Origin of the sequence: Desulfofundulus thermobenzoicus (genome assembly GCF_009428905.1) — a bacterium.
Taxonomy (GTDB): Bacteria; Bacillota; Desulfotomaculia; order Desulfotomaculales; family Desulfovirgulaceae; genus Desulfofundulus_A; species Desulfofundulus_A thermobenzoicus.
In genome coordinates, this window is record NZ_WHYR01000008.1 from 84,540 (window position 1) to 91,882 (window position 7,343).

Annotated in this window: 14 protein-coding genes; 11 read left to right on the top strand and 3 right to left on the bottom strand. The window is 50.0% G+C overall.

What is annotated here, in order from left to right; all coding sequences use genetic code 11:
- The first annotated feature begins 395 nt into the window (after positions 1 to 395).
- Together GFC01_RS04655 and GFC01_RS04660 are read left to right on the top strand one after the other, a co-directional pair.
- On the top strand, positions 396 to 629 hold the full coding sequence (locus GFC01_RS04655; protein ID WP_152945467.1) for a hypothetical protein: 234 nt from the start codon (positions 396 to 398) through the stop codon (positions 627 to 629).
- 5 nt (positions 630 to 634) lie between these two features.
- On the top strand, positions 635 to 1,054 hold the full coding sequence (locus tag GFC01_RS04660; RefSeq protein WP_152945468.1) for a type II toxin-antitoxin system VapC family toxin: 420 nt from the start codon (positions 635 to 637) through the stop codon (positions 1,052 to 1,054).
- A gap of 25 nt (positions 1,055 to 1,079) precedes the next feature.
- Here GFC01_RS04660 and GFC01_RS18730 read toward each other — a convergent pair whose 3' ends face one another.
- Complete coding sequence (locus GFC01_RS18730) at positions 1,080 to 1,352, bottom strand: hypothetical protein (RefSeq protein WP_194174820.1); 273 nt, start codon at positions 1,350 to 1,352, stop codon at positions 1,080 to 1,082.
- A 315-nt stretch (positions 1,353 to 1,667) separates the two neighbouring features.
- Between GFC01_RS18730 and GFC01_RS04670 the strand changes: the two genes are divergently transcribed.
- From GFC01_RS04670 to GFC01_RS04700, 7 genes are all read left to right on the top strand, one after another.
- Positions 1,668 to 1,913 carry an AbrB/MazE/SpoVT family DNA-binding domain-containing protein gene (locus GFC01_RS04670; RefSeq protein ID WP_152945469.1) on the top strand — a complete coding sequence of 82 codons (246 nt, stop codon included), beginning with the start codon at positions 1,668 to 1,670 and terminating at the stop codon, positions 1,911 to 1,913.
- A complete protein-coding gene (locus tag GFC01_RS04675) occupies positions 1,903 to 2,370 on the top strand; it encodes a type II toxin-antitoxin system VapC family toxin (RefSeq protein WP_194174821.1) in 468 nt (155 codons plus the stop codon). Before GFC01_RS04670 ends, GFC01_RS04675 begins: the two co-directional genes overlap by 11 nt.
- Positions 2,371 to 2,386: 16 nt before the next feature.
- Positions 2,387 to 2,695, top strand: a complete 309-nt coding sequence (locus tag GFC01_RS04680; protein ID WP_152945471.1) for a nucleotidyltransferase family protein — start codon at positions 2,387 to 2,389, stop codon at positions 2,693 to 2,695.
- Positions 2,696 to 2,724: 29 nt separating this feature from the next.
- Complete coding sequence (locus GFC01_RS04685; RefSeq protein ID WP_194174822.1) at positions 2,725 to 3,000, top strand: AbrB/MazE/SpoVT family DNA-binding domain-containing protein; 276 nt, start codon at positions 2,725 to 2,727, stop codon at positions 2,998 to 3,000.
- Complete coding sequence (locus GFC01_RS04690) at positions 2,997 to 3,392, top strand: type II toxin-antitoxin system VapC family toxin (RefSeq protein ID WP_152945473.1); 396 nt, start codon at positions 2,997 to 2,999, stop codon at positions 3,390 to 3,392. The genes GFC01_RS04685 and GFC01_RS04690 overlap by 4 nt, the downstream gene beginning before the upstream one ends.
- 303 nt (positions 3,393 to 3,695) lie before the next feature.
- A complete protein-coding gene (locus GFC01_RS04695) occupies positions 3,696 to 3,971 on the top strand; it encodes a type II toxin-antitoxin system Phd/YefM family antitoxin (RefSeq protein ID WP_152945474.1) in 276 nt (91 codons plus the stop codon).
- Entirely contained in the window at positions 3,952 to 4,392 is a 441-nt protein-coding gene (locus tag GFC01_RS04700; protein ID WP_194174823.1) for a PIN domain-containing protein, read from the top strand. The genes GFC01_RS04695 and GFC01_RS04700 overlap by 20 nt, the downstream gene beginning before the upstream one ends.
- A gap of 65 nt (positions 4,393 to 4,457) precedes the next feature.
- On the opposite strand, the gene GFC01_RS04705 is transcribed toward GFC01_RS04700, so the two are convergent.
- Positions 4,458 to 5,462: a DUF4351 domain-containing protein gene (locus GFC01_RS04705; RefSeq protein WP_152945476.1), complete on the bottom strand. Its 1,005-nt coding sequence runs from the start codon at positions 5,460 to 5,462 to the stop codon at positions 4,458 to 4,460.
- A gap of 262 nt (positions 5,463 to 5,724) precedes the next feature.
- On the opposite strand from GFC01_RS04705, the gene GFC01_RS04710 reads away from it, so the two are divergent.
- Positions 5,725 to 6,243, top strand: a complete 519-nt coding sequence (locus GFC01_RS04710; RefSeq protein ID WP_152945477.1) for a ribonuclease toxin HepT-like protein — start codon at positions 5,725 to 5,727, stop codon at positions 6,241 to 6,243.
- Positions 6,230 to 6,598 carry a nucleotidyltransferase family protein gene (locus GFC01_RS04715; protein WP_207707578.1) on the top strand — a complete coding sequence of 123 codons (369 nt, stop codon included), beginning with the start codon at positions 6,230 to 6,232 and terminating at the stop codon, positions 6,596 to 6,598. Before GFC01_RS04710 ends, GFC01_RS04715 begins: the two co-directional genes overlap by 14 nt.
- 345 nt (positions 6,599 to 6,943) lie before the next feature.
- Here the strand turns inward: GFC01_RS04715 and GFC01_RS19270 are convergent.
- A partial coding sequence (locus tag GFC01_RS19270) for a DUF4351 domain-containing protein (RefSeq protein WP_152945478.1) occupies positions 6,944 to 7,343 on the bottom strand: 400 nt, incomplete at its 5' end.

The window sequence follows — 7,343 nt, forward strand, 5'->3', positions numbered from 1 at the left end:
AGGGCTGAGCGGTCGACTACCAGCGCAGTATTTACGACGCTGCTTACCTGGCCCTGGCCGCATCCAGAAACGTAAAGCTGGTCACGGGCGACCGCCGCCTGTTCAACGCAGCCGGTGGGCATCTTCCCTGGATCGTCTGGATTGAAGAATGGCAAAGGGAAGGTTAAACCATCCCGGATGAAGGTAAAAAAATAAGTCCTTCCGCCACCGGGCCAATAGTTCTCAACAGGGTAAAACACCAAGGATTTTACGCAGGTACCCTTTACAGGTATTCCTCCAACTCGGAAAGTATGTTGATTTCAAAGATTTTGTCCAGGATCATGCCCAGGGTAATATTGACAATTAGCTGATGTTGTGTAATAATGAATGTGTAATTTTAGGGAGGCGTGGTATTAATGCGCCGGATGCAGGTAGTGGTTGAAGAATGGCAATACGAGTTTCTTCGAAAGATGGCGGAAAGCCAGGGGAAATCGATTTCTGCCGTTTTGCGCCAGATAATCGCCGGGCGGATGGACCAAGATTTTGGGCAGGTGAAGGACCCACTTCTGGAAGCGGCCGGAATTGCCCAACCTCCGCCGGGGAACGATTTTTCCAGCGAAACCATTGACCGCCGCCTATATAAAGTGTGAGAGCAATGCGGCAGATTTTCGTGGACACCAGTTTCTGGTATGCGCATGCTTTTGCCGGCGATCCCCACCATAAAGAAGCAGTTGCTTTTCTTAGCCGTGTTCCTGCCCCGCTAATAACAACCAATTTTATTTTCGATGAGCTGGTAACTATTCTGCGATATGATTTCGGACACCGGGTGGCTGTGGAATACGGAAAACGACTGAAAGAAAGCAAAATCTGCACGCTGGTACGCCTGCTGCCCACAGATGAAGAACATGCATGGGAGCTTTTCTGTAAATATAGCGACCAGAATTTTAGCTTTACTGATTGCACCAGCTTTGCTTTTATGCAGCGCCTGGAAATCAAAGAAGCCGCTGCTTTTGACGTTCATTTTGAAACTGCCGGTTTTGTTCGCCTGCCACCGGTGTCTTTAAAGAAAAAGTAGGTGACCTACAGTGATGCCGCCCAGATCAGCCGCCCGAAGAACTGAACCACTGAACTGGCCGGTGAGCTGGCTCCTTTTTTGAGCTTCCGCCACCGTTTTCGCAACCGATACGGTTTTGATCTGGAGTGGTGGGTAAAACACCACGGATTTTACGCAGGTACCCTTTACATGTATTCCTCCAACCGGAAAGGCTGTCGATTTCAAAGATTTTGTCCAGGATCATGCCCAGGGCATATTCATCCAGGGTCTTTATTTTTTCTATATACGGAGCGACGGCAGACTGTTCCAGATCGAGCATGTTTTCCGCCTCCCGGAAAATCATTTCGATGAATTGCTCTTCAAACAGCAGCCCGGCGAATATTTCCGCCCGCAGCAGGGCTTTTTGCTTCTCTTCAAAACTCAAGAGAGTCCGGGTTATTTCTTCATTTTACCAGATAGTGGTCCGGGATGCAATTAATATAGAAACCGTCGGGGGTTGCATTGCTCTGACAGGAACCTTTTAGTCTATGGGCGACCCGTCGGGTGCCCGGAACAAAAAACAGGGAGAGGGCTGCTGATTTGCCTTGACAGTAACCCTTCTTTGTCTTACGCTGAGGTAAGAAGGAGGGTTATCATGTATATTACCAACCTGTCAACCAAAGGTCAAATTGTCATTCCAAAGCAAATTAGAGAAGCCCTTGGAGTGAAATCGGGAACCAGCTTTAAAGTGGAATTAAAGGGTGGGCGGATAATTCTAGAACCGGTAAAAAAATGCGTGGCGGATGAGTTCTACGGTAAGTTCAAGGATGTTGATCTGCTGGGTGAATTGTCCAAAGAACACCGTAATGAGAAGGAAAAGGGTGTCCGCCATGAGCGATAAGCCTTTGACGACCGGAATCACCCTTGATTCCTGGGCGGTCCTGGCCTGGTTACAGGGAGAACCGGCCGGCATACTGGTAAGGGATTTGCTCAACTGGCGCTCCGGAAAACCGCCCGCAGCCGGCCGGACAACCCCTTTACTCCAGCAATTCACCGGGCCGCCGGATATTTTTATGAACATCATCAACCTTGGCGAGGTTTTCTATATACTGGGACGAAAAAAAGGCGTGAATACGGCCACACAAACAATAAACCGGATCAGGCAGTCCATAGAGATTGTTCCTGCTACAAACGAACTGGTGCTGAAAGCTGCCTCAATCAAAATGAGACATGCCGTCACTTATGCCGACGCCTTTGCCCTCGCCACCGCAAAGGAGAAAAAATCCCTGTTAATGACCGGGGATCCCGAAATCAAGGAAACCGGGGAGGCGGAAATATTCTGGATCGGCCCCCCGTAAACCGGCCTGAGATGAAATGCGGGCCGGGCATTTAAAAAGGCGGGAGCAGCGCACAAAGGAACTGGCTCAAAGAAAAGAGTTGGCCCTGGCCGCCGCCAAACGGGCCGCTGGTGTAGTCCGCCGGCATCATTGCTGCCGGGTGTGGCTTTTCGGTTCCCTGGCCGGGGGAGGCCGGTTTGACGAGCATTCGGACATCGACCTGGCTGTGGAGGGCCTGCCCCGGGATGTGGATTTCTGGCGGCTCTACGCCGATGTGCTGGCGGCGGCGGAACCAGTTTTTGCTCTTATTGATTCCTCTCTGGAAAATATTATAATGCCATGGTAAGGATGTCTTACCAAGTAAGGAGATCCGGCATGGACGATCAATTTGACGTAATCAGGATAACTTCAAAGGGACAAATGACCTTACCGGTACGGGCGAGAAAAGGGTTGAACATCAAGGAAGGCGATCACCTGGCCGTTTATATACATGGTGAAGAGATTATCCTGCGGAAGTTTTCTCCATTCAGGCAAGCATCTCCTCAAGACGCGATTTTCCATTTGATTGGAAAAGGCCATGGTCCCGCTGATCTGTCTGAAAAACATGACTATTACCTGACACAGGCTAAGGAAGAGAGTACAAAGCAATGAACGTGCTGGTGGATTCCAGCGCAGTGCTGGCCCTGCTCAATGGCCGGAATCAATGGCATCACGCCGCCGTGGCCGTCCTGGAACATCTTGTATCGGGAAAGGTCTGCTTCCTGATGACCAACTTCTTGATTGCAGAAACCCATACCCTTTTATTGTCACGTATGGGACGGGATATAGCCAGGGAATGGCTCCTTAATTACGACTGGAATATTATACACATTACCCGGGAAGATGAGGCCCTGGCCGGAGAAATAATAGGTAAATACCGGGACAAGGATTTTTCTTTCATAGATGCTACCGGTTTTATCATTATGCAAAAATATAATCTCAGGCCGGCATTTACATTTGATTGGCATTTTAAGCAATTTGGCTTTGAGACTGCAGGCATATAGGAATGCCACTGGTCCCGCCTGCGGTCAGGCAGGATCTGGAACTGGTCAGGGAGATCGTTGAGCAGTACAGGCCGGCTCCGGTGGAGCTGGCTTCCACATGAAGTGGGTAACTCCGCAGGCTGTGGAAATGGTTTCAGTGCTGCAGGCCACCCCATCCCGGGCGGCCCTTTTTACTGCACCGGCTGCGGCGCGCGGGGTTTTACCGGCGGAATCCCCGCGCACCTTTATAGTATGTGGATCCTTTACCTGGTCACTTTAAAATGTTATAGTATTGTTGCAACCTGAATACATGAGGTGACCATAATGCATGTGCAAAACATGAACATTGTCGAAGCCAAAAAAAATTTCACCAAACTGGTTGCCGGAGTGTTACGGGAGAACAGGGGATTTGTGATCACAAAAAGGGGCAGGCCGGCAGCCCTGCTTTTACCCTATCGCTATTACGAAGGGATTCAACGCTTCAGTGCGTCGCAAAAAATCCTTGCCGTCCGGCAACATTTTGCCGGAGGAACTACCGCTGAGGAAGCTTACCGGCGCTCCAGGGAGGAACTGGAAAACGGTGCGAGAAATAGTAATTGACGCCAGCGTAGCGGTAAAGTGGTACCTGACTGCAGAAGAAGGCGAAAAACAGGCACTGGCCATTTTAGATGAATATGTGATGGGAAGGTTATCCATTATCGCTCCTTCCCTTCTTTATTACGAAGTTGCCAATGCCCTGCTGGTGGCCTCCCGGCGCGAAAGGATTTCAGAGGAGACGTACCGCCAAGCTGTAGGTTCTTTGTTTGAACTGGCCATAACCATCCAGCCCCTCGAACAATACTGGGAGCTGGCCTCGAAGATGGCGGTGGACTACCAGCGCAGTATTTACGACGCCGCTTACCTGGCCCTGGCCGCATCCAGAAACGTAAAGCTGGTCACGGGTGACCGCCGCCTGTTCAACGCAGCCGGCGCGCATCTTCCCTGGATCGTCTGGATTGAAGAATGGCAAAGGGAAGGTTAAGCCATCCCGGATGAACGGTACGACTGGAATATTATTCATATTGCCCGGGAAGACGCAGGTACCCTTTACAGATATTCCTCCAGTTCGGAAAGGCTGTTGATTTCAAAGATGTTGTCCAGAATCATGCCCAGGGCATATTCATCCAGGGTCTTTATTTTTTCTGCATACGGAGCGGGAAGTTTTTTGAACTTCCGGTAGAGAAGTCTTAAAACATTCTCCCTGAGCGTTTCCCGCCTCCCTTTTTCCATACCTTTTTCCATACCTTTTTCCATACCTTTTTCCATACCTTTTTCTATGCCCTTTTCTATGCCCTTTTCGATGCCCTTTTCGATGCCCTTTTCGATGCCCTTTTCCATGCCTTTTTCCAGGCCTTTGTTAAAAATCCTGCGGTAACCGGCAGACTGTTCCAGATCGAGCATGTTTTCCACCTCCCGGAAAATCATTTCGATGACCTGCTCTTCATACAGCAGCCCGGCGAATATTTCCGCCCGCAGCAGGGCTTTTTGCTTCTCTTCAAAACTTACGGGTGTCCGGGCTATTTCTTCTGCGCATTCTTTTAAAAAGCTTTCCCCTTTTTGCTTCCTTTTCTCCCTGTCGGTTAAGGGCAGCAGAGCATATAAAGTATAGTTGCCGGTTTTTTTAATCTCTTCAGCCGTGATGCCGCCCAGGTCCACCGTCCGGAAACGGTAATCCAGGTAATTCTGAGCGTTAAAGTGAAAGGTTAATCCGTCCGCCATGTTCATTTCCCGGTCCCCGAAGTAAATGAGGATCTGGTATACCGGCAGGTTGTATTTTTGCTTTAAATCGGTGGCGTAACGGAGCATGCGATAGGGAATGTCGTTATCGTTGGTACTTTGAAATTCCATGTGCACTGCGGCGGGTCCCTTTTCTGTCCGGCATTCCAGGATCAGATCGCTTCTCTTTTTCTCCACCAGGGGAAATTCGATGTTCAATTGCCGGATTACCTGCGTCTTTATCTGGCCGAAAAAGCGGATCAAGTCCTCTTCGCTGTCTGCAAAGAGTTCCTTCATCGTTGTGTCATATTTATCCTTTGGCATGTCGCCGGTCATCTATATCACCATCTTCATTTTACCAGGTAGTGGTCCGGGATGCAATTAAAATAGATACCGCCGGAGGTTGCATTGCTCTGACAGAAACCTTATTTTGTCTATGGGCAAAATGACCGGGGATCCCGAAATCAAGGATACCGGGGAGGCGGAAATATTCTGGATCGGTCCCCCGTAAACCGGCCCGATGGGAAATCCCGGTACTGATACCGGATCCCGGCCCGGAGCGATCAGTGATATAATATTGTTCAAGAGGTGATTATTGGTGACTGCCGAATTTCTTGTACTGGAATCCCGCATCCGCCTGGAGTTACAGCAACTGGAACGGCTGAGCGAGGAACTGCAAAAGACGTTAAAGCCCTATAAAAACAGGCCGGTAAAAAACACCATCATCCTGCGCGCCCTCGGTTCTATTCTGCACGATTTTTATTCCGGTTGCGAAAAGATTTTTTTGCATATCGCCAAGGAAATAGACAGGACCGCTCCCAAAAGTGAAAGCTGGCACAGGCTGCTGCTGGAGCAAATGACCCTGCCTTTAAAGGGGATTCGCCCCCCGGTAATAACCAGCGAACTGGCCGGTGAGCTGGCTCCTTTTTTGAGCTTCCGCCACCGTTTTCGCCACCGTTACGGTTTTGATCTGGAGTGGGAGCGCATGGAATCCCTGGTTAAAGCCATGCCGGGTACGGTGGAACATTTTCAGCGGACAATCAATTCCTTTTTGGATATGCTAGCGGAGGCGGATGACAGGGAGCAAAACGGTGGTGATCCCCATGGCCTACAGTGAGCAGGATCTGGCTGAAATGCGGGCCGGGCTTTTAAAAAGGCGGGAGCAGCGTAAAAAGGAGCTGGCTCAAAGAAAAGAGTTGGCCCTGGCCGCCGCCAAACGGGCCGCCGGTGTAGTCCGCCGGTATGGCGGCTGCCAGGTGTGGCTTTTTGGTTCCCTGGCCGGGGGCGGCCGGTTTGACGAACATTCGGACATCGACCTGGCTGTGGCGGGCCTGCCCCGGGAGGTGGATTTCTGGCGGCTCTATGCCGATGTACTGGCGGCGGCGGAACCATTTTCCGTGGACCTGGTGTTTATGGAAGCGGCCGGGCCGGAACTGAGGGAAAACATCCGCCGGCATGGCGTGGAAATTTAGCCGCCCGGCTGCCTTTTCGATGATGCCAGCGCGCTGATCGATCATTTATCCACGTGCTCAAAGGCAACACATCCTTTCAAGGAGGGGGCTTCCGTCAAATTAAAGCTGCCCGCATCTGTTATAATTTGTTATAATTTAATCTTATCATAAAGAGAACGCATGCAATAACCACCGGAACACATCAAAAAGAAATTTTGGGGGGCGGAGAAAACCTTATTAAGCCTTCTTTCGGAAACAGGTTCTTGCAGGGGATATATGGCAAATACATCGAGTCCCATAAAAACCTCCACCATCAGGCCAATATTCTCAACTGGTAAAACACCACGGATTTTACGCAGGTAACCTTTACAGATATTCCTCCAGCTCGGAAAGGCTGTTGATTTCAAAGATGTTGTCCAGAATCATGCCCAGGGCGTATTCATCCAGTGTCTTTATTTTTTCGACATACGGAGCGGGGAGTTTTTTGAACTTCCGGTAGAGAAGCTTTAAAACATTCTCCCTGAGCGTTTCCCGCCTCCCTTTTTCCATACCTTTTTCTATACCTTTTTCCATACCTTTTTCTATACCTTTTTCCATACCTTTTTCTATGCCCTTTTCCAGGCCTTTGTTAAAAATCCTGCGGTAACCGGCAGACTGTTCCAGATCGAGCATATTTTCCACCTCCCGGAAAATCATTTCGATGACCTGCTCTTCATACAGCAGCCCGGCGAATATTTCCGCCCGCAGCAGGGCTTTTTGCTTCTCT